This is a genomic window from Psychrobacter sp. NG25, assembly GCF_015234355.1.
GTDB lineage: Bacteria > Pseudomonadota > Gammaproteobacteria > Pseudomonadales > Moraxellaceae > Psychrobacter.
In genome coordinates this window covers 115618-140700 of the sequence record NZ_JADGMV010000003.1, presented here as the reverse complement: position 1 = coordinate 140700, position 25083 = coordinate 115618, and the positions used below count along the sequence as shown (strand labels likewise).

General features: G+C 42.3%; 21 protein-coding genes and 2 tRNA genes. 6 read left to right on the top strand and 17 right to left on the bottom strand.

Annotated features, from left to right (window positions below; translation table 11 throughout):
- Positions 1-23: 23 nt before the first annotated feature.
- Positions 24-1565, bottom strand: coding sequence for a tetratricopeptide repeat protein (locus tag IPZ60_RS05965; RefSeq protein WP_194196941.1), 1542 nt, complete (start codon positions 1563-1565; stop codon positions 24-26).
- A gap of 104 nt (positions 1566-1669) precedes the next feature.
- Complete coding sequence (locus IPZ60_RS05960; RefSeq protein ID WP_265087445.1) at positions 1670-3307, bottom strand: cardiolipin synthase; 1638 nt, start codon at positions 3305-3307, stop codon at positions 1670-1672.
- A 294-nt stretch (positions 3308-3601) separates the two neighbouring features.
- Here IPZ60_RS05960 and IPZ60_RS05955 point away from each other — a divergent pair.
- From IPZ60_RS05955 to IPZ60_RS05940, 4 genes are all read left to right on the top strand, one after another.
- A tRNA-Val gene (locus tag IPZ60_RS05955) sits at positions 3602-3677 on the top strand.
- Between the two features lie 53 nt (positions 3678-3730).
- Positions 3731-3807: transfer RNA gene (locus tag IPZ60_RS05950), tRNA-Asp, on the top strand.
- Between the two features lie 627 nt (positions 3808-4434).
- Positions 4435-5247: a DUF5020 family protein gene (locus IPZ60_RS05945; protein WP_320108720.1), complete on the top strand. Its 813-nt coding sequence runs from the start codon at positions 4435-4437 to the stop codon at positions 5245-5247.
- Between the two features lie 159 nt (positions 5248-5406).
- Positions 5407-6414 (top strand): D-cysteine desulfhydrase family protein, encoded by a 1008-nt coding sequence (locus IPZ60_RS05940; RefSeq protein WP_194196939.1) that lies wholly within the window; start codon positions 5407-5409, stop codon positions 6412-6414.
- Positions 6415-6509: 95 nt separating this feature from the next.
- On the opposite strand, the gene modB is transcribed toward IPZ60_RS05940, so the two are convergent.
- The 12 genes from modB to surE form a co-directional block, all read right to left on the bottom strand.
- Positions 6510-7211, bottom strand: coding sequence for a molybdate ABC transporter permease subunit (gene modB / locus IPZ60_RS05935; RefSeq protein WP_194196938.1), 702 nt, complete (start codon positions 7209-7211; stop codon positions 6510-6512).
- A 54-nt stretch (positions 7212-7265) separates the two neighbouring features.
- Entirely contained in the window at positions 7266-8099 is an 834-nt protein-coding gene (gene modA, locus IPZ60_RS05930; RefSeq protein ID WP_194196937.1) for a molybdate ABC transporter substrate-binding protein, read from the bottom strand.
- Positions 8092-8583 carry a molybdenum cofactor biosynthesis protein MoaE gene (locus IPZ60_RS05925; RefSeq protein ID WP_194196936.1) on the bottom strand — a complete coding sequence of 164 codons (492 nt, stop codon included), beginning with the start codon at positions 8581-8583 and terminating at the stop codon, positions 8092-8094. Before IPZ60_RS05925 ends, modA begins: the two co-directional genes overlap by 8 nt.
- Positions 8584-8633: 50 nt before the next feature.
- Positions 8634-8933 (bottom strand): MoaD/ThiS family protein, encoded by a 300-nt coding sequence (locus tag IPZ60_RS05920; RefSeq protein ID WP_227669254.1) that lies wholly within the window; start codon positions 8931-8933, stop codon positions 8634-8636.
- Positions 8934-9010: 77 nt separating this feature from the next.
- Positions 9011-9517 (bottom strand): cyclic pyranopterin monophosphate synthase MoaC, encoded by a 507-nt coding sequence (moaC, locus tag IPZ60_RS05915; RefSeq protein WP_110922335.1) that lies wholly within the window; start codon positions 9515-9517, stop codon positions 9011-9013.
- Positions 9518-9541: 24 nt separating this feature from the next.
- Entirely contained in the window at positions 9542-10264 is a 723-nt protein-coding gene (locus IPZ60_RS05910; protein WP_194196935.1) for a molybdenum cofactor guanylyltransferase, read from the bottom strand.
- Positions 10265-10272: 8 nt separating this feature from the next.
- Positions 10273-10803 carry a molybdenum cofactor biosynthesis protein B gene (gene moaB, locus IPZ60_RS05905; RefSeq protein ID WP_194196934.1) on the bottom strand — a complete coding sequence of 177 codons (531 nt, stop codon included), beginning with the start codon at positions 10801-10803 and terminating at the stop codon, positions 10273-10275.
- 98 nt (positions 10804-10901) lie between these two features.
- Positions 10902-11936: a GTP 3',8-cyclase MoaA gene (moaA, locus tag IPZ60_RS05900; protein ID WP_194196933.1), complete on the bottom strand. Its 1035-nt coding sequence runs from the start codon at positions 11934-11936 to the stop codon at positions 10902-10904.
- 127 nt (positions 11937-12063) lie between these two features.
- Positions 12064-13359 carry a gephyrin-like molybdotransferase Glp gene (gene glp, locus IPZ60_RS05895; RefSeq protein WP_194196932.1) on the bottom strand — a complete coding sequence of 432 codons (1296 nt, stop codon included), beginning with the start codon at positions 13357-13359 and terminating at the stop codon, positions 12064-12066.
- 503 nt (positions 13360-13862) lie between these two features.
- A complete protein-coding gene (locus IPZ60_RS05890; protein ID WP_194196931.1) occupies positions 13863-15167 on the bottom strand; it encodes a lytic murein transglycosylase in 1305 nt (434 codons plus the stop codon).
- Positions 15168-15291: 124 nt separating this feature from the next.
- Positions 15292-16083: a peptidoglycan DD-metalloendopeptidase family protein gene (locus IPZ60_RS05885; protein ID WP_194196930.1), complete on the bottom strand. Its 792-nt coding sequence runs from the start codon at positions 16081-16083 to the stop codon at positions 15292-15294.
- A gap of 177 nt (positions 16084-16260) precedes the next feature.
- Entirely contained in the window at positions 16261-17073 is an 813-nt protein-coding gene (gene surE / locus IPZ60_RS05880) for a 5'/3'-nucleotidase SurE (RefSeq protein WP_194196929.1), read from the bottom strand.
- Between the two features lie 575 nt (positions 17074-17648).
- Between surE and IPZ60_RS05875 the strand changes: the two genes are divergently transcribed.
- A complete protein-coding gene (locus IPZ60_RS05875) occupies positions 17649-17993 on the top strand; it encodes an MCR_0457 family protein (RefSeq protein WP_227669253.1) in 345 nt (114 codons plus the stop codon).
- Between the two features lie 468 nt (positions 17994-18461).
- On the top strand, positions 18462-19628 hold the full coding sequence (locus IPZ60_RS05870) for a D-alanyl-D-alanine carboxypeptidase family protein (protein ID WP_194196927.1): 1167 nt from the start codon (positions 18462-18464) through the stop codon (positions 19626-19628).
- 121 nt (positions 19629-19749) lie between these two features.
- Here IPZ60_RS05870 and IPZ60_RS05865 read toward each other — a convergent pair whose 3' ends face one another.
- The 3 genes from IPZ60_RS05865 to bamB form a co-directional block, all read right to left on the bottom strand.
- Complete coding sequence (locus IPZ60_RS05865; RefSeq protein ID WP_194196926.1) at positions 19750-21681, bottom strand: HAMP domain-containing sensor histidine kinase; 1932 nt, start codon at positions 21679-21681, stop codon at positions 19750-19752.
- A gap of 184 nt (positions 21682-21865) precedes the next feature.
- Positions 21866-23290 carry a ribosome biogenesis GTPase Der gene (der, locus tag IPZ60_RS05860; RefSeq protein WP_110922324.1) on the bottom strand — a complete coding sequence of 475 codons (1425 nt, stop codon included), beginning with the start codon at positions 23288-23290 and terminating at the stop codon, positions 21866-21868.
- Between the two features lie 479 nt (positions 23291-23769).
- Complete coding sequence (gene bamB / locus IPZ60_RS05855) at positions 23770-24978, bottom strand: outer membrane protein assembly factor BamB (protein WP_194196925.1); 1209 nt, start codon at positions 24976-24978, stop codon at positions 23770-23772.
- Positions 24979-25083 lie beyond the last annotated feature (105 nt).

Here is a 25083-nt window from a genome sequence, read left to right as displayed (position 1 = left end):
ACACCTAACTTAGTAAAAAAGCTTTAAACAATAATCAGTATCAATAACGCGACTACTATAACGGCTGCAAATAATAGCTGATAACGTTTAATGCTATGCTGTTCTTGCTTCTGTGTCGTTATCAGGGCTTGTGCTTGCTGCCATTGCTCCACGATTTTTGCGGCTTCCATATGGCCATTTTCTGCCGCTTGTTCTAGCCAATATTTGCCATTATCGATATCTTGAGCCACACCTAGACCTTGGTAAAACATCTTACTTAATAAGCGCTGAGCACGACTGTCATTTTTGCTAGCCGCTTGCTTGACCCAAGCTGTACCCGATTCTGTAGCAGCGTTTTTATCAGCCGCTATACCCTCATCAAGTAACTCATATATCGCCAATCGTAACATGGCGGCGGTGTTACCAGCTCTTGCCACCTCTTGTAGCTTTAATAGCGCTTGTTTTTTTGCAGCCAAATGATTCTCTGAAAATACAATTTGCGAGCGCGGCTTGTTTTGCTTGGCAATGTGCTGCTCAAACTGCTCCAATACATCACTGGCTTGCTGATATTCAGTCTGACCAGATGTCTGGACCACCTCAATGGTCTCTAACTCTATGCGCAGTTGCGTAAACATTTCTGGCATCGATAAGTCTTTCGAAGACGGCGCAGGCGATTCTGAAGATGTTAGGGGCTGATTTGATAACGGCTTTGACAGTTGACTAGAGATAGCCTGCTCTGAGGCAGCACTTTCTACTGGTTTAACCTGTTCTATTGGCGGCTCTTCTTTAGATAGTACAAGCTGACTTTGACTATTTGGCTGAGATAGTATTTTAGGTTTTGGGATAGCAGCTGGCGTATCATTTACCCACTGCTTTTCCAATGGTGTATGCATATCAACTGCTTTGACATTCTCTATGTTAGAGCCTATATTTATATCTGTATCTGCATGCTTTAAGTGGCTTGGAGTAATTTGAGCAACTGTAGCTGGTATGCCTAATTCAACTGCTTGGCTATCATTTAGTTTTGGCAATCTTGCGCTAACCGCTTGATATAGACCGCTAGCTACTTGACCGCCTTGTACCGCCTCGAACTGTCTATCGATATGACCAAATAGACGTAACCCAATTGGCTCTAAGGCAAAAAATAATGACGTATCGGCACTAGCTCCAGCGTCATCACAATAAATGACTGCCATATGCTGATAAAAATCATCTGCTATGAGTGACAATTCTGGATAACGCTTATGTAGCTCAAATTGCCCGTACCAATGCGATGTGCTTTGCCATTGCTGCGCTAAGACTCGCCCAGCATAAAATGCCAAAAACATCATAAAATTACGATAGCGCTCATCAATCAATAGTGAGGCTTCATCCCATTGACCAACTTTAATCATTTCACGGCGTATCTTCGACAATAACGTATCTATGCGCTGTAAACTTGCCAGCGACTCATCCAACAGGCAATCACGAAGCTCGGTTTCATAAGCAATGCCACCAGCGATGGCTCGTCCGGCTAAGAAATCTTGCCAATAGCCTGCTGCAATATAGTCAAAAGGCGTTAGGGGTGATGCAGACGATGCATACATAGACAAGCGCGTCCTTTATATGGATAAATGAATACTACAAATAATGATATTATCACGCCACCAAAACAAGATCGGCGGTTTACCTTAACCTAAAATTGAAAACGCTACAATAAAGGACTAAACAAACGGACGACGTTGTCAAACAGCCGCTCTGATCCTCGGCGCTGCTGCCAATCCTCTAAACTCAAAAACCGGCAGCTTTCTAAGTAAGCCGCTTGGCAATCTGCCACTTGGGCAACCATCTCTGGTGTATAAATAGCCAAGCTGACCTCCATGTTTAAATAAAAGCTGCGCATGTCGATATTCACAGTACCAAACAAACAGTAATCATCATCGATTACCACCGTTTTGGTATGCAACAGCCCACCTTTAAACAAAGCAATGGTCACACCCGCATCCAGCAACTCTTGATAGTAGGCTTGTGATGCATGCTGCACAAGAAATGAGTCGACTTTTTCAGGCACAATCAGCGTGACATCTACCCCTCGCTTAGCAGCGGTCGTCAATGCGCCTGACAGTGCTTCATCAGGTACAAAATACGGAGTGGTAATACGAATGCGTTTATTGGCGCGATGAATCACCGTTACTAACGTGTTGTAAATCACATGTTCCGTCACTTGCGGTGCTGAAGGGATAAGCTGAGCAATCACATCTTCTACGATAGGCATCTTCGGTATCACAATGGATGTCGAGCCAATATCTGGCTGTTTATGATAGTCGATACTATTTCCTAGTACTTTTACCCGACTGTTTAGGTCATTAATAGTTGGGTTCATCACATATAGCTTACGTGTATAGCCATTTACTCGCTTATTAAGTGCGTGTAGATTGTCATTATTTTCAGCACCGATATCCGTAGCCACCACGATTGCCATCGCTGTCGTAATACTAATAGAGTGTTGGCTAGTCGTGCGTATTGCCACATCAATCCACTGTCCCACATTTTTATTTTGTTTAAAAAACCTCGGATCGACCAAGTTAAAGCTACCGATATAACCAATATATTCATCAATAGCGACGAGCTTACGATGATTGCGCAAATCAGAACGCTTAAACAGCGTCTTAAACAGACCCACTGGCAGCGACTGATGGACAAAAACGCCTGCTTTTTCTAATGTCTGGTGCGCATCACTATTAAAGAAGCTGAAACTGCCCACGCTATCCGCCAATATATGACACTCGACCCCGCGCTGCGCTGCCGCTGACAACGCTTCTATTACTTCTAACACCTGCCCCTTGGGATAAACAATATAAAATTCCATCAGGATAATGCTCTGTGCAGCATTGATATCTTCGATTAGACTCTGAAAAATAGTATTGGGATCAGTCAATAACTGCATTTTATGATTAGGAAACACCCCAAGCCCTGTCCAGCGCGTGCCTATTTGACTGACACCGCGATAATTGGCTGGCAATAAGTCTTTTCCTTGATCAAAAACCAAATGCTCACGCTGTGCCATATCATTCATCAATATGCCCGCTTGGTCTACCCGCTCGCGATAACGCCGCCCAATCATTGGCTCACCTAGCAGTATATAAGCGATAAATCCAAAAACAGGCACTGTATAGAGCACAGCGACCCAAGCAATCGACACGCCTATATTTCGCTGTACCGACACAACACGTAGCGTCATGACTATCATGAGAACAATGTGCAATACCAACCCTAACCCTGCAAAATCACCCCAAGACCAGGTCGTAGCAGTTTGTTCAACAATGGAATTATCTATGCCAGCCTCCAACGATTAAAATAAATAAAGCATGAGTCGTAAAATATTATCAATAGTATAGTAGTTTTTAGCCATCAAACAATAGCTAGCCATAATAAGTGCTTTTATGCCCACCTCATTAAACACGGGGCTTGCGCGCCTATCGATAACGCTATACAGAAATTATTTTAAATTATTTACGGAAATTTTAAAAAACTGTTTGACAGGCAACTATAAATCTATATAATACACATCCACAGCAACGGAGCTTAGTGACAAACTTAAGAGCTCAGTTGATGTTGAATAAATTGCATAGCAATTGTTCGCGGGTGATTAGCTCAGTTGGTAGAGCGTCTGCCTTACACGCAGAATGTCGGCGGTTCGAATCCGTCATCACCCACCACTACTTTAGCGAAGTGGACCTCTTCATAAAGGTAAAATGCTAAAGAGACCTAAGCAGCGGTAGTTCAGTTGGTTAGAATACCGGCCTGTCACGCCGGGGGTCGCGGGTTCGAGTCCCGTCCGCTGCGCCATATTTAAAACGAATTTAGACTTTCGAGTTTAAGCAAGTTTCGCCTCAAACATTAGATTGTTTGAGGTTTTTTTGTGTCTAAAAATCATGAAATACTACTACTTAATTTGAAAATTAGAATCTATTACTTAGCCCTCTATTCTCTTTCCCCCCTCTATTTATCACTATCCTTCCTATAAATCACGTTTACTCTTGCCTCAGGCAATACCATTTTTCGTCATTAATCAGATGTCATAGCTATCTCTGTACTAATTTTTCCTTACAAAATAAATTTAACTGACCAAATGGTCAGTTAAATCAATAAAATCATAATCTTACAAAATATCAAGTACCTAAGATGATTCTCGAACAGTTTATTACCCATTGATTTATAGTTGTTAAAGAATAGAAAAAATGCTTAACTGTTTCAAAGTGTTAAATAATGTTGCTAAAAGTCACAGTAAAATAAGCAGATTCTTACAATGTAAATAGCACTTAGAGTTAGAGTTTTCATTTCTCTCTATTTCTACTGAAAATTAACTTTATTTTGTTCTTAGTAGTATGGGTATGTCGTAATAAATCAAAGTGTCATCCCGGACACTCATGCCGATTTTACTAAGATAATGACTGTATCTAAAGGAGTACCACTGTGCATTACAATCCCTCTGCAAGCCTACCCCTAACGCTCAACAGTAAAATTAAAGATAAAAATCTCGTTAAAAAAAATCTATCCTTCATCAAACCATTAGCTACCGCTTTGGTCGCTACTATGGCCCTAGGGGTTATGAGCAGCAGTCATGCCGAGATGCTCTTTAGCGATACCAGTGTATCTCTTCTTTATGGTGACGATTACGAGCTGGTAGAAGATGGCGAATTAACGACCATCACATTAGAACATGTCTCAGCCCACACTTGGGGCGGCGTGTTTTTCTTTGTAGATCGTCTTCAAGGTGCTAGTGATAGTGAAAACAACAAATTTAAAGAGACTTATGGTGAGTTCTCTCCTAAGCTTAAGTTGCAAACCTTCGATGACAGTTTTATCAAACAGGTTAATCTAGAAGCACAGTATGAATTTGGCTCGAACAGTTCAGGCTTTAGTCAAGACAACTATTTGGTCGGTATTGGTGCAGACTTAAATGTGCCTATTTCGGGTATGAAATATGCATCAGCATCTTTACTTCACGCTTTCAATGATAATACTGCTGACGACCAACAAATCACTTTAGTCTATGGTTGGGAGAAAAATAATTTTGTTATTGATGGTTTCGTGGACTACTCCTTTAACAACGATGACACAAAAGACCAACTTCATATCAATCCTCAGATAAAATATAACTTACAAGATGTTCTGGGCATTGATAACCGCCTAGAAGTCGGTATGGAATATAGCTACTGGAAAAATAAATACGGTACTGATGAGACTCAAAACTCACCTAGTGCTTTAGTTAAATTGCACTTTTAAACCGCTGATCGTTTAAACAAGCCTCATGCTAATATTAAGTATTGCATGAGGCTTTTTTGTTCATCGACAGGATTTTTAAACCAAGAAAATTTAGTACAGCTCACCGTAGAATTACAGTAAACTGATCCATCATCTCTTTTATTATAAAATGGATAAAATATGGAATATAGTCACATCGCTAGAGAGTCTTTAGGGTTTTTCCCAACACCTTTAGTAGCGCTTAGCAAGTTGAGCCAAAAGCTTGATGGGCCCACCATTTTTATGAAAAGAGACGACAATACTGGGCTCGCATTGGGTGGTAATAAAACGCGCAAGCTTGAGTTTATTATCGGCGATGCACTGGCTAAAGGTGCTGATACGATTATCACTGCGGGTGCTGCGCAATCAAACCATTGTCGCCAGACTGCCGCTGCTGCTGCAAGTTTGGGATTAGAGTGCCATTTAGTCTTAGGTGGCAAAGAGCCTGAGCAAGCCAGTGGCAACCTGTTGCTAGATAAGATATTTGGTTGTCATATCCACTGGGCAGGCGCCAATCGCAAAGGAGAGGATATTCCTGACATTGTCGAACAATTAATAACCCAAGGTAAAAAACCTTACGTTGTGCCTTATGGTGGCTCAAATGAGCTAGGTGCTTTAGCATTTGTAGAAGCCTATAAAGAGCTAGAGTCGCAACGCAAAAGTATGAACCTATCCTTTACTCATATTATTTTTGCTTCGAGCTCTGGAGGAACACAAGCTGGCTTAATGCTTGGTAAAAAATCGTTCAACTCACACTCACCTTGCCAAATAGTAGGCATCAATATTGATAAAGGTGAAACGGACAAAGTTCCGTTTAATCAATACACGCTTTCTCTTGCTAACCGTACGGCAAAGTTAATCGGTGCAGATTATGAGTTTTCAGAGTCGGACTTAATACTAAACGCTGACTATGTCGGAGAAGGTTATGGTGTGATTGGTGCATTAGAAAACGAAGCGATTGCCCTGACAGCACAAACTGAGGGCATACTGTTAGATCCTGTCTATACAGGCAGAGCGATGGGCGGGCTAATAGATATGATTCGCACAGGTGTAATCAAAAAGACGGACAGCGTTTTATTTTGGCATACAGGAGGCGCACCCGCTCTATTTTCATATTCAAATGATTTGGATATTGCTCAGAAATTCTAATGGCAATTGCTAGCATCTTTACTCTGATAAGTTTCCTCAAACTGACCGATGCCTCTACTAGTGAGAAAATAAGGGCTCGCTAGTTCGTTTAAGTTTTATGGACGCTGGTTCATTCGGCTCAGACTCGCAATCAAAACTACCATGACTACACCGATGATAATAAGAAAGCCTGACATCATGTGCGCTGCCTCATAGTTAAGCGCTTCGACTTGCTCATATATCGCAATTGATATCACCTTAGTCTCACCAGAGATGCTACCACCTATCATCAGCACGACACCAAACTCACCAATCGTATGGGCAAAGCTGATCAAACTACCTAGCACGATACCAATGCGCGCTTGTGGTAACGCGATGGTTATAAAACGCCTGAGACGGCTCGGCTCTAATAAGCTTGCGACTTCCGTTACGCTTTGCGGGATACGCAAGAACTGCGCATAGACAGGTTGGATATAAAAAGGTAATGAGTAAATAATAGAGCCAATCACCAGCCCTTCAAAGGTAAATATCAATGGGCTGATATTATGCTCACTCAGCCATCGCCCAATACTCATACTAGGACTAAGCAGCAATAATAAATAAAAACCAATCACGGTAGGTGGCAAAACAAGGGGCATAGCGATAATGCCTATAAGCAAGACTTTAAGTCGTGCTATATATTTGTTATTGCTAGGCTTTGCAAGCCAGTAGGCTACGGGCGTAGCAAATAATAATAAGCATAAGGTAGTGACACCAGCAAGCTTAATACTCACCCACAATGGACTTAGCATATCTGACATAAGCGACTGATCTATCATAATGTCACTGCTCGTCCCTACTGGTCATGAAGATAAAATTGGTGTTGTATGTAATTACTGCACAGGCAGATAACCAGCTTGTAAGAAATGCTGTTGCCCTGCTGTTGAGCGTAAATAGTCAGTGAAATCTACTGCCATATCTGAGTCACTGATTACGATGCCATCTTGCAATATAGCAGGATAGCTGTCTGGGTTTAGCGTCATAAACTGCTCAGGCTTAGCCTTTATCGCGATAAGCTGTGACTGTGCCACAAAGCCATAATCAACACTAGCGGTATGTGCATACTGAAAGGCTTGGCTGATATTTTCTGCCTGTATGACTCGTTTTTGCTTACTTAAAGACTCATAGAGACTTTGTGATTCTAAGAACGTTCTAGCCGACGCGCCATAAGGGGCAAGCTCAGGATTAGCGATGGTAATTTTAGCGTTTGCGTCATTCGTAAAGGCATCAGCCAGTGACTCTATATTGAGCTCATTTAATGATTTAGTGACACTATATAGCGCCAATTGACCTTGCGCATAAGTAAACGGAGGGTATGTTATCTCGTTTGGATGACTACCCTCTTTCTCTTTCGCAAGCTTAGCAGGAAATTCTTGATTGGCTGACAAAAATATATCATAAGGCGCGCCAGAAATTATTTGAGCATATAACTTACCTGATGAGCTGTAAGTCACTTCAATATCAGATTCAGTTAAATTGTTATCTGCTTGATACGCATCAATAATACTCGGTAGTACATCAGACAAATTAGCAGCCGCAGCGATACGTAGCGGCTGGGTAGTCTCAGATGCGTTGGCAGCAGACCCTATATTAATGCTGCTCTCCTGCGTACAAGCGCTCAATAATACTAGCAACCCAGTAGATGCTGATAACGCTAACTTACCCATTATTGCTCAGCCACTTAGAGGAGTCATCCTCGTAATACTCTTGTTTCCACACAGGAATATCTGCCTTTACCGTGTCTAGTATCCAGCGGCATGCATCAAAAGCAGGGTAACGATGGGCAGAAACCACGCCTACCCATATGGCCACATCGCCGACCTCTAGAGCACCGATACGGTGTATGGCAATAGCATGTGTAATCTCAAAACGCTTCTTGGCTTCTTCTATAATGGCTCGGCCTTGATTAATCGCCAAATCCTCATAGCCATAATAGGTCAAACGATCAACGCTAGTGGCATTATTATGATTGCGTACTCTTCCTTCGAAGCATACAAACGCGCCGCAGCTATCGTCATCAAGCGTTTTTTTGAGTCGGTCTTCATCAATCGCTACATCTAATAAAGCAAAACCATCACGTTCAGCGATTGTATATACTTCATCCACACTACGCTTGATCGTCATCGAATGGCTATGAACATTATCTGTCATGTATTTTCTCTGTTTATTCTACAGTCTGTTGAATAGTTATGAACGTCTCTCTAGCCACCAGCAACTGGCGTGATAAACACCACATTATCACCATCAGAAATGAGGTCTGTCCACTTAGCAAAATAATCGTTCACCGCCACTCGCAGCTCTGATTGTGGACGACTAAAGCGATGTGTTTGACTCAACTGTGTATATAAGTCGATAAGTGACATTGACGAATCAATGCTTACCTTTTCCTCATGACAGCCCGCTTCATCAGCTAAACTGGCGAAGTATAGAATATTGATAGTAATCAATGATTCATTGTTTTTTTTTACGTCAATATTATCCATCACATCAGTAGTATTCATAAAACTTTCCATTTATTACAAGCTGTCGAGCTTCATATTTATCATACGGCTAAGTGTTCAAACAAAATCTGATGATGCTATTTGTGCTGATAATCGGATTTACCACCTGTTTTCTTAATCAGACGAACACCATCAATAACAATGTCATGTGACAGTGCTTTGGTCATATCATAAATGGTTAAACAAGCCACACTGACTGCCGTTAGCGCTTCCATCTCAACCCCTGTTTTGTGGGTGACTTTGACAGTCGCGCTCACACTGATACTATGGCTGGCATCGTCATACTCAAAGCTCAAGCCGATTTTATCTAATGGTAATGGATGACACAGTGGAATGAGGTCATGCGTACGCTTGGCCGCCATGATACCTGCGATATGTGCCGTCTGCGTGATACTACCCTTTTTAGTCATGCCATCAGCGGCTTTAATTTGGGTATAAATCTCGCTTGGAAAACGCACTTGCCCAACAGCATGAGCCTCACGTGTCGTGGCGGTCTTGCCACTGACATCAACCATAGTGATATCACCGTCACTGTCTAGATGAGATAAGGTAGATTGGTTGTTTTCTTGGCTACTGATATTCATTTACGATTTCTCTCGATAGACTTTTTATAAATTATTTAAAGCCGTACATGCCTGTTCAAAATCTTCAGGCGTATTAAAATTGGTCAAGTGCTGCCAGCTCTTTGCAAAGGGTACAGACTGCACCATAGGCTTAATAAATGGCATCACTCGGCGCTGACCACTATCAATATAGGCTTTTAAATCAGGCTCAATGCCCAATTGATAGAGTCCTAATAGTGGGTACAAGTGACTGTGATCTGTTAAGCAAATTATTCTTTTATCAGCGGCTTGAGCACTCGCCCGTTGCAATTCGTGCCACAAATCAGTCGCCGGTATCAAACTATCGCAACTAATGACCATTAGCCATGATGGCTTGTTCTTATCTATGGTCGCTGAACCAGCCGCTGAATCATTTATATTCGTCAATGTTTGCATAGCAGCCTCAATAGCGGCCAAGGCACCAGCCGTATCGATCTGTTCATCACTCTCATTAGCAGTATAATCAGAGATATGAAAAACCGCTGAGTGCGGTCGGTTTCGCATTAAATCTGCATCAATATCAAACCCGCGACCATTGTCTGCAATCATAATAGGCAGATGGGTATCAGCCACATTTAGCTCAAGCGCATGACGGACATGATAATCGAGCAGACGTTCCCCTGTCCGCAGAATGAGCTCTGCTTTGGGCGTACCCATACGTTTAGAGGCACCGCCCGCTAAAATAACAATGCCTGCCAAGCCATCCACACGATTTAAGATAGTAGTCATTGATAATATCAGTCGTGACTTGGGTTTTGTGCCATAAAATGCGGTACAAAATTACAGGGACGCGTACGACTATCAAACTGCTCTTTTAAGATATTTTCCCAACCAGTACGGCACGCACCAGATGAACCAGGCAAGCAAAATATGCCCGTGCCATTTGCCATGCCAGCCACTGCTCGCGACTGTACCGTTGACATACCAATCTCATCTTTCGAGATGAGACGGAACATCTCACCAAAGCCATCGATAGACTTATCGAACAGTATATTTACCGCTTCTGGCATACTGTCCCTAATAAAAAAACCTGTGCCACCAGTCGTAATCACAGCATGGACTTTCGGGTCTGCAATCCAACCACTAATCACGGCTCTAATCTGATAAATATCATCGGTAATCAGCTGACGGTCTGCCAGATGGTGGCCTGCTGCTTCTAGACTATCGGCTAAGTACTGCCCTGATGTGTCTTGTGCTAGCGTACGACTGTCCGAGACGGTCAAGATAGCAATATTAAGTGGGATAAACTCTGCAGCAGGTTTACTCATAAAAATTCCTTTATACATATAATTTTATAGTATGTTTAAAAATATCATTGGCACTCTAGTTATTCAATGTCGTGTGTCATGCTTAATGGTTGTACACCTTAACCACCAATGATTGATAGATTGTGCATGATGCCACTGTTAGAATCGTGCAGATGATGGTGCTCAGGCTTGATCGGCATAAACTCATGTAAGGTATTCACCAGTCCTTGCACATTGTTTTGCTGCAGATGCGGACGAATATCATAATTGCCTTGATCGAACAGACATAAATGCACTTTACCCTGACTGCTGACTCGCAAGCGGTTACAGGTATCACAGAAATGCGCGGCATAAGGCGCGATCATACCGATACGGCCTACATGTTCAGGATGACTGTACTCTACCGCTGGGCCATCGCTACTCCCACGCTCATGTGGTTGCCAGCCGTGATCCAATAGATAGTCAGTGATGATATCAGACTGCGCATGCTGGGCAAAAAACAAATCGCTATTGTCACTGGTCTGCATAAACTCGATAAAACGATACGTGACTTTTCTGTCTTTTACATAGTCGATGGCATCCATGAGGTTTTCAAAGGCCGTCTCTGCCATCAAAACACCGTTTATTTTGAGCTTAATATCTGTTGTTTCTAATAGCGTATCCATATCGATGAGCAGCTGCGGCAAACTATTAAAGCCCGTCATCTTATGAAAGGTCGCAGCATCAAAGCTATCCATACTGATATTAAGCTGATCCAATCCTGCGGCTTGCCAACTGGCCAAATGCTTGCCGAGCTTATAACCATTACTAGTCATCGCCACTGTCTCGATGCCATCAGTTTGTTTAATCGTTTTTATAATCTCAACAACATCGCGGCGGATAGAAGGCTCACCACCAGTAATCCTGACTTTTTTAGTCCCTACTTGGGCAAAGCCGCGTATCAATGTGGCAATCTCAGGCACACTCAATTCGTCATCAGGGCGTTTACCTTGATAGCCATTTGGTAAACAGTATTCACAGCTAAAATTACAAAAATCAGTGATAGATAGACGCAAATAAGTCAGACGACGTGAAAATCCATCCGTCAGGGGTTCATAGTTTTCCAGTGGCGAGTACTGTTGAGCACTGCCTATGTTGCCGTTATTATCACTCATATTTTACTACCGTCAGTATTGCTTACTATCTATAAGCATTACTTTATTGTTTGCGTTTAGCATACCATTTTAGAAGTCACTATCAGTGGTTTGATACTCACCTTATAGTAAGTTAACACGTTGTGAATTAATTATATAACCAAGGAAAAGGCTGTACCGTGACCGTACTATTTGCAGAGACATTGCCGCTGTCCTTATCCAATACAATAAAACAATTGGCACGGCTAAGCTGCTTTATTCTATGAGATTGCTGACTGGTGAAGCTCTCGACTTCATAACTGCCTACTGCATTCTGTGACAGCACACCGCGCTGAAAATCTTTACGACCTGCTGACTTTCTGATGTCATTGGTGAGTGTGGCTTGAATGCTCAGCTGCATAGGCTGCTCTAACCGGTCCGCGCCTGACATCTGCCACAGCGCTAGTATCACAAACTGTAGCGCGCCAACGACTGTGGATAATGGATTACCCGGTAGACCAAAGTACAGCACTGGCTTATCAATGTCTTTATTTAATTCACCAAACACGAAAGGCTTGCCTGGCTTCATCGCCACTTTATAGTGATTGATTTGACCTAACTGCTCAATCACAGTGGTCAAAAAGTCATAATCACCAACAGATACGCCCGCTGTCGAGATAATGACATCACAGTCTTGCATAGCATCATGGACAGCAGCGGTCGTCTGCTCTAAGTTATCAGGAACAATGCCGTAGTCACGAATGGTAATAGGTAGATCTGATAGGAGGCTTTTAAGCGTTGGGGTATTGGAGTTATATATTTGTGCTAGGCTGGTCAGCTCATCACCAATCGCCACAAGCTCATCGCCAGTGGCTAAAATACCTACCGTCAGCGGCTCAAATATACGGACTTGACTAATACCTAAGTTTGCTAGCAAGCTGATATCGGCAGGGTTAATACGCTTGCCTATCTTTAGGACAACTTCGCCAGACTCAATTTCTTCGCCCTGTTTACGGATATGTTTATCAACCTGAGCCGCTTGCGATAGCGTTATGGCATAAGGCCGCGACTTGTCTACAGTAGCCTTGATATCTGCAAAATTGGTGTTCTCTTGCATGATAACCGTATTACAACTGTCTGGCACTACTGCACCCGTAAAGATACGGACACCTTGCCCTGCTATCAACTCACCTATATAAGCGCAGCCAGCTTGAGACTCTCCGATAATGTCGATAGTGCTGCCTATTGCTAGCTCGCTACCTTGAGCAATCGCATATCCATCCATAGCAGATAGATTCTGTCTGGGCACATCAAATGGTGAGGTGATGTCTTTCGCCAAGATATGGTTGCGACTATCTAATAAATCACATGTCTGCAGATCTCTATGTTGTAATGGAAAGTCGGTATCGTTGTAGTTATTTATACGCTGCTTTATCGCAGCTTGTAGTTCTTCCATGGTAATCATATCGCACACTCTTTGGGTCGTTCTATTTATTATTTGAAAACTGCTATTAAAAAACGTGGTTTAAAAAACCCATTTTCTAGGGCGTGTCCTCATTTTAAAAATGGTGATAAAAATGAGATAAATTGCCGTCAAACAAGGAAAATAGCCTAGATAATATCGAGATATTAGTCAGCTATTTGACGCCGTTTGGCAAGATTTAGCCATTTTTAACCCATTTAGATAACTATCGATTGAATTGAGGACACGCCCTAGAGTCTAGCACTCACAATCATAATTTTCTTGTATTAACCTTGTCCTGATAAGTTTTGACAAAAGCACAGTATATTCAGCTTGAGTGCTCCATACCTATTGTCTCGACAGCTATCAGCAAAATCACCCATAGACTGAGGCAAAAAAAGCACCTTGGCAAGGTGCTTTTTTTAGAACAAAGTAACGCAATCATTGAAACATTAGCAGTCAAAAACAGTGGCACTTATACCACGTATTAACAGCAATAGCTTCTCTCACCATGATGCCAATGAAGACGCACTACGCTGGGTAATAAAGCCATCTGGAGTCTGACCATTATCTCCCTGCCAGCGTTGGAATGCCGTACGAGTATTAGTACCAACGATACCATCTGCGCCTTTTGTGTCGTAACCTGCACTGGTCAAACGCTGTTGTAAATTGCGTACCTGAGTAGTCGATAACGGACGCTCATAGCGCGGCCATGATTTTTGTAAGCCGCCTTGACCCGTAATTGCTTTACCCAATAAGCTCACCCCTAGCGCGTAGCTTGATGAGTTGTTATAGACTTTGATTACATCAAAGTTTGGGCTTAACAATAGTACTGGGCCATCCTTGCCAGCTGGCAGCCATAACTCCATTTCTGTATTAGCATCCAACGACACATCCGCTATTGTGTCAACACCCATTGCAGCCCATCTAGCCGCAGACTGCTTGCTACCAACAGTTGAATAATCGAATGAGGTCGGAACCGTTGCTTCGTAAAACGGTGCCAAGCCACGAACCCAGCCTGAGTTGCTTAGGTAATTAGCCGTAGAGGCCAAAGCATCGCCAGTCGCCCATGGGTTGCGATGTCCATCACCATCACCATCGACTCCATGCTTAAGCCATGTAGCAGGGATAAATTGAGTCTGACCCATACCACCAGCCCAAGAGCCTTCAAGCTGCGACCATGACACATCACCACGCTGTAATAGCGTCGCTAATGACAGTAGCTGAGTTTCTGCAAACTCTTGGCGACGACCGTCATAAGCCAAACTACCCAATGAACTTGGTAGACTGCTATTACCAGTCACAACGCCATATGAAGACTCCATACCCCAGATAGCAGCGACAGTTTCTGCACTTACACCATACTGTGACTCTAACTGTGACAGATACGCACGTTGCTCGGAAAACTTACGCTTACCCGTACTCACGCGTCCATCAGATACGGCAGAATCTACATATTCCCATGGCATCTTGGAGAACTCTGGCTGTCCTGAGTCTAGCGAAATCACTTGCTGATTTAAGTAAGCTGAGTCAAGCAGACGACGAACGGTTGCCGCATCATTGCCTGATGCAATCGCACGCATGGAAAAATCCGACTTCCAATCATAGAAACTGTTATAGCTTGGCTTTGCCACTGGTGGCGGCGTAACTACTGGCTTTGGTGTTGGTTTCACTTGTATTGTTTGAGTCTGGGTAATCTCAACATTGCCTTGACGCACGGGCTTGTTAGACTCTTGCATGGCCTGTTGGCTCGTACACCCAACCATTACTAAGGCTGGGAAAAAAGCAATGTACTGTTTTTTTAACATCATAAAAATTCTCAGGTATGAATAAGTAAAGTGACTCAAACAACATAACTTTATTCAAATCGCGTTCATAAAGCAATGTCAGTAACGCCACTAAATTCGCCAAGCAATTAAAAACACGGTGTCAAACTTAACGTCCCAATACCGCACGTGGGTCGATAGGATTACCATTTAAACGTACTTGGAACTCCAATCCCACTTGGTTGGTTGTACCACTATTGCCCATATTTGCAATACGTTGACCCAACTGTACCGTATCGCCTTCTTTGACAAGTAGTTCACTATTGTGTGCATAGGCGGTGATGTAGTTATCACTATGACGAATCATAATAAGGTTGCCATATTCTGTCAGACCATTACCTGAGTAAAGCACTGTTCCAGACTGACTGGCAAGCACTGGATCACCAACGTTACCAGCAAACCACATACCCATCGTGCCAGCTGCCACATCGAAGTTACGAGTGACTTGATTGCGACTTGGATATTCATAACCTGACGTTGCGTTTGCCGTCACTGCATAGACAGGGTTTTGCGAGTTATTCTGAGGCGCACTAGTTACAGGAGGTGTATAGGTTTGCTTAGGCTGTGTATACGTGTTATTCGCTGTCGTCTCTTGGCTGCCTTGCCATAGCTTGAGCCACTGACCACTATAAATCGTATACTTGCTATCTAAGTTATTAAGTGCGCCGATTTGACGGTAACTGACACGATAGCGCTCGGCGATTTGACTGACCGTATCGCCGCGTTGCACGCGATGATAGTTAGGAATGCCTTGTGCATTGGTGACAATCGTAGGACCAGCTTGATTAGCTGATTGGTAAGTAGGTTTGGTGGCACAACCGACTATCGTTAAGGTTGCGACTGTTAAAGTGCCAATCAATGCCGCTGTTGTAAAGCGTGATCCAGCAATAAGCTTCTTCATACAAGGTTTCCTATTTTTTACGTTATTCACAAACGTCTTGTGTGACTCACAAGCATGTTGCTAACTTTTATACTACTTAAATATTTGACAATAACCATTATCCATCATTTGATAATCAATGCATTCTTTTACCTTTCACCACTTACCTAGCGCCATTCATCGTTTTATACAGCGCATTTATAAGACTAACGCAGATAAACTGTCTAGCGCAGCGGCTGGCGTATGATGGAGTCGCACTGGTGATAGGCTAATATAACCCGCTGCCACTGCTTGGTCATCTGTTAATTGTATGGCAGATGACGGCATATCTTCCGTTTTTTCTGGCAACTCATGTTTACATTTGCGTAGCGACAGCCAATAGGCATCTCGCCCGCGTGGATCAACCACATGGTGCACAGGACGGGCAACCTGACGATGCCCCAACGAGGTTATCTTGCGACCTTTGATCTCATCGGCATGATTAACATCCGGAATATTAACGTTTAATACGTGATAGGGCAAATTTTTGCAGGCATCTAATAGTGACGTTTCAGCTAATAACTTAACTATCTCATTTGCCGCCAGCTGATAATCACTGACTTGCTCTTGCCCATCCCTTTTGGCACCGCCGCCTACTAAAGAAGTTGCGATGGCTGGTACACCAAAAAGCTGCGCGGTTAAGGCTGCCCCAAAGGTGCCAGAAAACATTACATCCTGCCCTAAATTAGCACCTGAATTAATGCCTGTAATCACAAAATCAAAGCGCGTATGACGATACAACTCATGTAATGCTAAATAAATACAGTCCGCAGGCGAGCCATTCACAGCGATAAAACCAGATGGCAGTTCATGAGTATGCAATGGCGTGGTCACACTCAATGCACTCGCGTAACCACTCTGCTCACTATTTGGCGCAACTACCATCACTTCCCCGATGGAAGACAATGCCTGATACAGTGCCAACAACCCTGGCGCATAAACCCCATCATCATTACTAATCAAAAATTTCATTGCTACTCAATATATTTATAAATGACCGCCTGTCCACTTATGAACTTTATCGGCATAAAATTGCTATAATTAGAACCGGAAACATCACAGCCATGAAAAAACTTCACGATATTAGTTCAGTATATCAAGGCTATGGTGCAATCATAATGATGAAAGATTATACCCTACATAGTATCCTGACACGAACCCTGTCTTTGCTCAGAATCTAGCTGATTTGTTATTTTACTAACGACTTTATCCGTATAGTCGCTGAATCGGCAGAGGCAAAAACATTGCTCTCTACGTTACAATAGGCAACAACGGACAACAATATAAACTTATATTTTTATGCTGACGTAACTTACAAGTATATGCTGCTGATATGTTGCTAAGAAATGCCTTTGGCTCACAAGACATCTACACATAAGTCAATATTTTATGTGACTTTTGTTTTTTTAGCCATTAACATATGACCATCAAATAAAGATAAGCGAGTGTAATGCTAAATGAAAAATCAATCGATATTATCTATAGCTTCTGTCATAGTGAAAACTGGACCAAAATTTGGTCTTGCAGGACTAATAACGTCTGCTGCTATGCTATCTCAAGCATCTTTTGCGGCGAATAACCCTGATACAACCATACCTTTAGATATGGCTGGCGTAAACATAACCAAGCATGAAATTGCGGTAATGCAAGTGTTGTCAGAGATATGTCCACCGATGCTGAATGGCAACCAAAAACAGCGTTTTTATAAATCCTATGGTGTGCAGCTGCACGAACTTATGCCATCTCTAGAAGATCCGAAAGCGGCTATTCAATATCTATCAACTCAACAAGACTACCGTCAAATCCTACAAGGTATTCGTAGTTGGACAATGGGCTTCTCAAAGCAAGAAAACAAAGCACTATGTGAAGATTTAGCGAATGCTGAATATTAGTCGCTAGATATTAATAACTGGTTTACTAAACAGTCGCTTGATAAAACCCGCTACCATTAACGATAATAAAATAGCGGTATTGGCTCTATAGAATAGATTATGTCATCTCTATATAGAAATAGACTTAAAAACTGTGTGATTTAATTTGTACAATAAAAGCTTGCTGTAGCCCCGCTCAAAATAATAGACGGTGCAGCAGGCTTTTTTGTGGCTATAACCAAATCTTCCATAAATATTCTTCTTTGTTTTTAGTCGCGCCTTATTTTTTGTATTTATCGATTCCCCATCGGTTGTCATTTTGCTAAGATAAGGCGTTAATTTTATGTCTATTGCGCAGTGATTCATATTTTCGTCGATACATTATTTTAAACATTGCATTTAAGATATGCTGCTTAAAATAATGTATGAAAATTAATACAGGATACAAGCAATAGATACATTTGGTTCCATGATGCGGTGTAACGATATATGACAGTAAAGCGTGTAAAAAATCAGCTTGTACAGCTGGTAGTTGGTGTAAGTATCTCAATGAGTGCAGTGATGGCAAGTGCTGCCATACAGCCACCCGAGATGGACAATACCGCCTATGTATTAATGGACTACAACACTGGTGAAATCTTGGCACAAAAAAATGCCAATGAATCACTACCACCAGCGTCTCTCACCAAGATGATGACCAGTTATATCATTGAGCAACGCTTAGCATCGGGCGATCTCAAAGAAGACGAGCAAGTGTTAATGAGCCCAAATTCTTGGTGCCGTGGCAGTAGCAGTCAGTCTTGTATGTATGTGCCAGTAAACAAAACAGCCAGCGTCATTGACATGCTACGCGGTATTATCATTCAATCAGGTAATGATGCGTCAAAAGCGATGGCTGAGCACATTGCTGGTAGCGAAGCATCATTTGCTATCTTAATGAATGAACAAGCAGAAAAAATTGGCATGGAGAACTCTAATTTTGTCAATGCTACCGGTATGCCTGATGAAGGCCACTTAGCATCTGCTTTAGATTTATCTAAACTCGCTCGCGCTATCATCAAAAACAGTGGCGACTATTACAACATTTATTCAGAAAAAGAATTTACCTATAATGGTATTACCCAAGGTAACCGTAATGCTTTGCTCATTACTGACCCCACCGTTGATGGCCTAAAAACTGGCCACACTGATGCGGCGGGCTATTGCTTAGTTGCTTCAAGCAATCGCGATGGTATGCGTCTGATTTCTGTCATCATGGGCACCAAGAGCCAACAAGCCCGTGCTGATCAATCACGTGAACTTCTCAATTGGGGCTTTGGCCACTTCACTACCGTTACCAAAGCACCTGCTGGACAATTCGTCAGCAAAGTCCCAGTATGGTTCGGTGAAGCGGACGAAGTTGAGCTGACTACTGGTGATAATTTACAGATTTTGACCAGCAAAACTCAAAAGAATAAAATCACGACTGTGGTTGATATCCCTGAAAGCCTAGAAGCACCTATCAAAAAAGGTCAAGAAATTGGTAAAATGATGGCTGTCATTGATGGTAAGGCCGTAGCATCAGTGCCTATCATTGCCACTAGCGATATTGAAGAATCAGGCTTTATGAGCCGTACTTGGCAGCGTCTTGCACGTTGGGTACAGAACCTCTTTTAAGCATCAGATGAGATATGAACAACCTGCCTGATAAGCAGGTTGTTCAATAAAAAAGACGCCCTGATATAGGGCGTCTTTTTTATTGGTTGTGATAAGGGATAAGAGATAAAGGCAGCTTAGCTTATTTCCATAGCAACCAACGTTGCAGCAAATCACTCAAAGCCTTACCCTTATAAGTAGCACTACGACAGTAATCGATACCTGCAACCTTCAAACCATGCTCAAAACTGTCTAAATACTGGGCTCGATGCGGTGAGTACCAATACACTAATAACGCACGGTGCTCGCTTTCAGATCGACGGATGAGATCGGCTAAGGATTCGGCTTTATTTACCACGATATCCTCTGCAAACATAACCATATTTATTTTTTTGACGCTCATCTCATCCATAACCAGCTGTTCATGCTGATGATAGATGACTGTCGCGCCCAAACGCTCCAATTCATTCCCTAAAAAACCCACCTCATGATAGTAATAATAAATGACCGTCAACCCAGCCAATAGCTGTTGCTGCTGAGACTGATGCTGGTTAGGCATTATGACCGTCAGCGTAAACTCTGTACCTAGTCCTAGCGTACTATCTACTTCGATAGTGGCACCCATAAGCTGCGCTATCTGCTTAACGACAGGCAACCCAACACCTGACCCTTCATACTGCCGAGTTTGTGATGAATCTACCTGAAAAAATGGATTAAAGATATCCTCTATATGATTGCGATCGATACCAATACCGGTATCTTTCACACTGATTTGCCAACGATTACTTTTATCAAAATGGGTCAATTGCGACGTAATAATCACTTGTCCAGCAGGCGTAAACTTGATTGCATTACTGAGTAACATCGATAGAATTTGTTGTATCTTTTCAGCATCGCCCGTAAGACTATAGTCGATATGATGAATACGGCTGGTTAATACTAAGCCTTTTTTCTGAGCAACTGGTTCAAAATCTGCCAAGATATCTGCAATCAATTGTAATGGATTGAATTCGATAGAATCGATAGTTACCTGACCTTTTTGTATTTGATTCAACTGGATAATATGGTCAAGCGACGATACCAATTTATCACTACCACTACTAATGATTTCAATAGCATCTTTTTGCTCTCTATTGAGTAGGTCGTGATCCAATAACTGCAAACCGCCCACGATAGCATTTAGCGAGGTTTTCAACTCATGGGTTATCATACTTTGAAAATTATGCAGCTGCACATCGAGAGACAAATCTTTGCTATGCAACTGCTTTTCAAAAGTCGCAAGCGATTCATAATCTAGCCTAACTTTTTGTAAACGATTAAACAAAGCTATAAAGGCTTCTTTGATTAGCATCAGCTCTTGAAAATTAAAATGTTGCGGAATAACTGGTAACTGCTCAAGCTCTGTGTTTTTTAACACGATGTCACAGGCTTCGGTCAGAGATTCAATATCTCTGACTGGCCATTTGAGTTTACGTAAAAGATATAAAGCCCAAAGCACTGCCAGTATGGTAGTAAAGAGCCATAGCAGCAAGTTGCTACGATACCAATGCGACCGAAGTTGTTGCACATCTAAAGTGATATTAATATAGCCAACTAGTGCACTGTCTTTATCGGCTGCTGACGGTTCATTTTTATTGCCTAATAAAGTGGTAGCCGATTGCTGTTTAGGCTTTAATGCATTGACGTCACTATCGATATTAATATAGTTGCTAGTTACCGGATAGTTAAAGCTGACGGTATCTGCAAACAATGCCGTTCTCCAATCATTCTTTGATTGGCTGACATCATCATCAAAAGGCTGAGGTGTTGAATAAAACAAGATACTTCTGATACTTGGTTCATTCTCTAACAGGAATTTCACTTGCTCAGACACAACATCAGCGCTATCAGCCGTCGATGCACTAGTCGTTAATAATGTGGCTAGCTGTTGCACATGCCTATATTTTTCTGTGTAGTGATAGACTAAACCATAAATAAAAGACAATAAAAAGCCTACTAACACAGCTAGTATAAGGGCCTGTGCGACAGAACGCCGGATTAGCACAGAGATGGTTCGCGGTGAACGGCTGTTCATATCACTCAACTAAGTTAAGATAACATTGATTTATACTACAGCTACTAGGAAGGTGTGATAGGTGAAACTGATAGATACTCACTCTTCATGACAGCTAAAGCAACCACAGATACAGTAGCGTACAGCTTACTTTATCGTGCTCTATGGCACGATAAAGCAGTAGTGAATGAGTCAACTATCTTATCTATTTACGAGGTTTTTTATCTTTGGTAGTGAATTTTTGTGCTCGGTTGCGCTCACGTTGACGCAACTGCTGTTCTTTCGCTTTGGTAGGAGTATCGCTCTTGTTCGCATATGGATTGTCATTTTGTTTAAGAATGACATTAAGTGGCGTACCTTCGAGCTTGAATACCTGACGGAACTGGTTTTCAAGATAGCGCTGATAGCTCTTAGGTAATGAGCTGGTCTGGTTACCATGAATAACAATGACTGGTGGGTTGTGACCACCAATATGCGCATAACGTAATTTAATGCGGCGACCAGACACGGTTGGTGGCGGGTTCGCAGTCACAGCATCCTGTAGAATCTGAGTCAAACGGTTGGTTGACACTTCAAACATAGATGATTTATAAGCACGTAAGATAGACGGATATAAATTACCCACACCAGTACCATGCAGCGCCGATATCAAATGAATTTTCACATAAGGGATAAAATTGAAACGACGATCCATCTCAATTTTAATGTAATCTCTTTGATCTTGAGTCAGACCATCCCATTTATTAATCGCCACTACCAATGCACGGCCCGCATCCAGTGCATAGCCAATCATATGCAAATCTTGGTCGACGATACCTTCGTGGGCATCAATTACAATGACGGTCACGTTAGAATCTTCGATTGCTTGCAAGGTTTTGATGACAGAGAACTTCTCTACTTTTTCATCGATTTTACCGCGGCGACGTACACCAGCGGTGTCAATCAATACGTAGTCTTTACCTTCACGCTTATAAGGAATGTAAATACTGTCGCGTGTGGTACCAGGCATATCGAAAACCACGACTCGATCTTCACCTAATAAACGGTTCACTAGCGTTGATTTACCAACATTTGGACGACCAATAATAGCAAGCTTCAAACCTCTTGGCTCTACAATATTATCTTGCTCAGGCATATCCGCTGTCAACACTTCAAGCAAATTACCAACACCGCGACCATGACTGGCAGCCATTGGGTACGGCTCGCCCAATCCTAATGCATAGAATTCTGCAGGCGCAGCATCATGGACGCCATCGACTTTGTTGGCGACGACATATACTGGCTTGCCAAGTGTGTGCAAAAACTTACCAATCTCAGCGTCGGCACCAATCATACCAGCACGAGCATCAACGACGAATACAATGATATCGGCTTCGTGAATCGCAGTATGCGACTGTTCAGACATATAATCATCGATATTACCGCTACCATCATCCGCCTCACCGATACCACCAGTGTCTACAACAATGAAAGACTTGTCTTCATAAGTAGCATCACCGTATTGACGGTCACGAGTCAGTCCTGATAAATCAGCAACCAATGCCTGCCGACTTTTTGTGAACTGATTAAATAAGGTGGATTTACCGACGTTTGGACGACCAATTAAGGCGACCACAGGCTTGATACTCATGGATTACTCTCAGTGAAAGGCAAAATGACGGACAGTACAGTTATTCTGATAACCAAAACATAACAGCGAACTTACCGCACTTGACCGTAAATTAAAATAAATAATAAAACGATAGCAAAAACAATAATCACCTATTTTGCAATTAATGCATACTATATAAGGGGGACTACATGTCGTATAAATAATATATAGATAACGCCTATGGCGTATCGGTCGCATAGAGTACGCGAAAGCCTGTGTTTAAACAAGTCATTTACACAAGGCACTAAACGCTGACTAAGCAGCGTTTGTATTTTACAATATCATGATCAATCAAATCTCATAATAACACTATAGTCAATCCTCTATAAAAGAGTAATAGCGTTAGCCTCGCTTGACGTATCAGATATACATCTGCACTCGGTTGCCTTATCTCTCTTTTAAACTGAGTCAACTACATTAAAACATATTATTCAATTTAATACTTATCAATCAATACCTTAGCGTGCCAACTGCCAGATTGCGACTTGTCCTGAAGTACTTTGAGTCATCAAACGACTGCCTTGTACCTGCAAGCTGCTTAACGCACCTTTGGTTTCTACGCGGCTGACGATTTTACCACTAGCAGGGTCAAATAAATGTACCACACCGTCTAAGTCACCAACTGCAATATAGTTGCCAATCATCACAGGATTGGTCAAATGACGATAAGCCAACTCTTCACTTTCCCACAATACTGCACCAGTGTTGCGATCGTAAGCCACAACTTTACCATCTAAACCAGTCGCAATGACTTGCTGAGTGTTGACGGCAAGCGCTTCTAAGCTGGCTTGTTCATTGACGAACATCACTTGACGCGATGCCAAATCAATACCTAATAATTGACCACTATAACTAATGGCGAACATCTGATTTTTATCAACGATAGGCGCGCCATCAACATCACTCATGCGCTCAACTTCACTGCTGCCAGCACCAACGCCAACACGTCTTGACCACTGTGGTAAGCCATTATCCGCTGTCACTGCATGTAGACGTCCATCGGCAGTGGCCAATAGTGCCGTCTTGCTATCTAATAATGTCGGTGCAGCACTACCACGCACGCTGATAGCGGGTACTTGTGTGGCAAACTGCCATACAGACTGTCCAGTTTGTAGTGATAAGCCATGTAAAAAGCCGTTGTTTGCTGATAAAACGACACGATTATTGGTAATGAGCGCTGGTGTCAACACTGAACCTGATAGCTGTTGTTGCCAGCGTTTTTCACCAGTGGCACTATCAAACGCCATTATTTTACCACTGCGCGTGCTAATAATTGCGGTTTGGCTCAATGCATCTAAAGCGACACCACCGGTGATTTGTTCGTCAACATTCACTGACCATAGACGCTCACCTGTATTATTAAAACCAGTCAATTCACCACCGCGTGATGCAGTAACGATTTGTTCATTGGTATAACCAACCTGCAAATCTAGTGGATCTTTTTTACTGGCTTTTTTATTACCGACGTCCGTACTAAAAACAGATTGTAGTACACTAATAGGCTGAGCAATCTGTACTAGCTTTACCGGATCATTGACAACGGGTTTGATACCGCGATTACACCCAATCACTGCAGTGCTCATTACTGCCAGTACGGCCACATGCATAACCGTCGTTTTGATGGTTTTAGCTTTTGAGGTTTTGCTAGAGTGAATAGATTGAGTCATTATAAGTTCTCACTACAAATAAATTATTATTAATAAGCAAATTAGCTATCGATAAATAACTAGTCAACGAATAGTATTAGCAAAGCACGTCAAATCAGCGCCCTG

Bases quoted from the DNA above. Each gene is read 5' to 3' on its own strand.
- IPZ60_RS05890 (WP_194196931.1), bottom strand. From the start codon at position 15,167: ATGATGTTAAAAAAACAGTACATTGCTTTTTTCCCAGCCTTAGTAATG.
- bamB (WP_194196925.1), bottom strand. From the start codon at position 24,978: ATGACTCAATCTATTCACTCTAGCAAAACCTCAAAAGCTAAAACCATC.
- IPZ60_RS05910 (WP_194196935.1), bottom strand. From the start codon at position 10,264: ATGACTACTATCTTAAATCGTGTGGATGGCTTGGCAGGCATTGTTATT.
- IPZ60_RS05925 (WP_194196936.1), bottom strand. From the start codon at position 8,583: ATGACAGATAATGTTCATAGCCATTCGATGACGATCAAGCGTAGTGTG.
- der (WP_110922324.1), bottom strand. From the start codon at position 23,290: ATGAGTATCAAGCCTGTGGTCGCCTTAATTGGTCGTCCAAACGTCGGT.
- IPZ60_RS05875 (WP_227669253.1), top strand. From the start codon at position 17,649: ATGCTATCTCAAGCATCTTTTGCGGCGAATAACCCTGATACAACCATA.
- IPZ60_RS05870 (WP_194196927.1), top strand. From the start codon at position 18,462: ATGACAGTAAAGCGTGTAAAAAATCAGCTTGTACAGCTGGTAGTTGGT.
- IPZ60_RS05920 (WP_227669254.1), bottom strand. From the start codon at position 8,933: ATGAATACTACTGATGTGATGGATAATATTGACGTAAAAAAAAACAAT.
- moaA (WP_194196933.1), bottom strand. From the start codon at position 11,936: ATGAGTGATAATAACGGCAACATAGGCAGTGCTCAACAGTACTCGCCA.
- moaB (WP_194196934.1), bottom strand. From the start codon at position 10,803: ATGAGTAAACCTGCTGCAGAGTTTATCCCACTTAATATTGCTATCTTG.
- glp (WP_194196932.1), bottom strand. From the start codon at position 13,359: ATGATTACCATGGAAGAACTACAAGCTGCGATAAAGCAGCGTATAAAT.
- modB (WP_194196938.1), bottom strand. From the start codon at position 7,211: ATGATAGATCAGTCGCTTATGTCAGATATGCTAAGTCCATTGTGGGTG.
- IPZ60_RS05965 (WP_194196941.1), bottom strand. From the start codon at position 1,565: ATGTATGCATCGTCTGCATCACCCCTAACGCCTTTTGACTATATTGCA.
- surE (WP_194196929.1), bottom strand. From the start codon at position 17,073: ATGAAATTTTTGATTAGTAATGATGATGGGGTTTATGCGCCAGGGTTG.
- moaC (WP_110922335.1), bottom strand. From the start codon at position 9,517: ATGAATATCAGTAGCCAAGAAAACAACCAATCTACCTTATCTCATCTA.
- IPZ60_RS05885 (WP_194196930.1), bottom strand. From the start codon at position 16,083: ATGAAGAAGCTTATTGCTGGATCACGCTTTACAACAGCGGCATTGATT.
- IPZ60_RS05865 (WP_194196926.1), bottom strand. From the start codon at position 21,681: ATGAACAGCCGTTCACCGCGAACCATCTCTGTGCTAATCCGGCGTTCT.
- IPZ60_RS05940 (WP_194196939.1), top strand. From the start codon at position 5,407: ATGGAATATAGTCACATCGCTAGAGAGTCTTTAGGGTTTTTCCCAACA.
- modA (WP_194196937.1), bottom strand. From the start codon at position 8,099: ATGGGTAAGTTAGCGTTATCAGCATCTACTGGGTTGCTAGTATTATTG.